This is a genomic window from candidate division WOR-3 bacterium (assembly GCA_016867815.1).
In the GTDB taxonomy this organism is placed as follows: Bacteria; Hydrothermota; Tepidihabitantia; order Tepidihabitantales; family Tepidihabitantaceae; genus UBA2258.
In genome coordinates, this window is sequence record VGIR01000211.1 from 1 (window position 1) to 1,710 (window position 1,710).

The 1,710-nt window shown below is 63.5% G+C and carries 3 protein-coding genes; all 3 read left to right on the top strand.

Annotated elements, in window-relative coordinates:
* Positions 1-184 (top strand): ATP-dependent zinc metalloprotease FtsH (locus FJY68_14400; GenBank protein ID MBM3333011.1); only part of this gene is annotated, 184 nt, incomplete at its 5' end.
* Between the two features lie 21 nt (positions 185-205).
* Positions 206-1,093, top strand: a complete 888-nt coding sequence (locus FJY68_14405) for a 4-hydroxy-tetrahydrodipicolinate synthase (protein ID MBM3333012.1) — start codon at positions 206-208, stop codon at positions 1,091-1,093.
* Between the two features lie 3 nt (positions 1,094-1,096).
* Positions 1,097-1,710: 4-hydroxy-tetrahydrodipicolinate reductase (gene dapB / locus FJY68_14410; GenBank protein ID MBM3333013.1), on the top strand; the 614-nt coding region annotated here is incomplete at its 3' end.

Sequence of the window (1,710 nt, forward strand, 5' to 3'; positions counted from 1 at the left end):
CCGCAGGATAATCGACGAGCAGTCGGACCGGGCGCACGACATCGTGACGAGCCACCGGGAGATGCTGGACGCGCTGGCCAGGGCGTTGCTGGAACGCGAAACGCTGAACGGCGAAGATATCGACCGGGTGATGGGCATTGGTCCATCTGAGCCGCAGCCGGCGGAGACGGCTCCAGCTGAGTAGCAACTCATGAAGGAGGCGATCATGTCTTTCTCGGGGTGCATTACAGCCCTCGTAACGCCGTTCAGAGGCACGAGGCTTGACCTTGCAGGCCTGCGTGAGAACGTCCGGTTTCAGATCAAGAACCGCGTCCGCGGTCTACTGGTCAACGGATCGACCGGCGAAGCGCCGAACCTGAGCTCAAGTGAGTGGGAACGCACGTTGGCCGCGGTCGTCGCCGAGGTCCATGGACGGGTGAAGGTAGTTGCCGGGGCCGGGACCAACAGCACGGCGAAGTCGGTGAGGCAGGCGAAGCGGGCGGCCGCACTTGGCGCGGACGCATTGCTCGTGGTGGCGCCCTACTACAACAAGCCGACCCAGGAGGGTCTCTACCGTCACTACCGGGCGATTGCCGATGCGGTCGAGTTGCCCATAATCGTCTACAACATTCCGCCGCGCAGTGTCGTGAACATCCTCCCCGCCACAATTGAACGAATGGCCAGGGACTGCAGCAACATCGCGGCGGTGAAAGAGGCGTCGGGCAGCCTCGACCAGTCGAGCGAGATAATCCAGCGGTGCGGGAACCGCGTCACCTTGCTCTCCGGGGACGATTCCCTGACCCTGCCGATACTTGCTGTCGGCGGCAAGGGTGTGATTTCCGTGGTGTCGAACATAGCACCACTCGACGTGTCAAAGATCATAGACTACTACCTGGCCGGCAAGGTCGAACTGGCGGCCGGCATGCACCGCAAGCTCTTTCCGCTCATCAAGGCGATGTTCATCGAGACCAATCCGGCCCCGGTCAAGGCGGCGATGCAAATGCTCAACATGGCTGCGGGCGAGCCGAGACTGCCTCTGGTGTCGCCAACTGAGAACAGCCTGAAGGCGATCCGCCAGTCGCTGGTAGACTACGGTCTGCCGGCCGGAGCGTAGACCGTGAAGGTCATCGTTGCCGGTTGCGCGGGCAGGATGGGAAGCGAAGTCTGCCGCCTGATTGCCGAGCAGGAAGACATGACGCTGGTCGGAGGCATCGAGGCCAAGGGCCACCCCGCCATCGGCACTCAGCTCGGCAGCGGAGTGGTCGGTTCCGACCTGAGTGCGATGATTGCTAATGCCACGATGATCGTTGACTTCTCGACCGCTCAGACGACGGTGGCCGCCTGCCGGCTTGCTGCTCTGGCCGGCAAGGGCTTCATCAACGGCGTAACCGGGCTGAGCGTATCCCAGACACACGCTTTGGAGGATTGCGGAGAGCGGATCCCGGTAGTCAACGCGCCCAACTTCTCGGTCGGCGTCAGCATGCTCTGCCTGCTGGTGGCGGAGGCGGCGAGCAGGCTCGGACCGGACTACGATGTCGAGGTCATTGAGACCCACCACCGGATGAAGAAGGATGCTCCTTCGGGCACCGCGGCGAGGCTGGTCGATATCCTGAAAGCGCGCGCGGGGAGGGCGAGAGTCGTACACGGCCGGCAGGGCGCGGTCGGGGCGAAGCCGAAGTACGAGATCGGCGTCAGTTCAATCCGGACCGGCGGAGTGGTGGGTGAGCACAC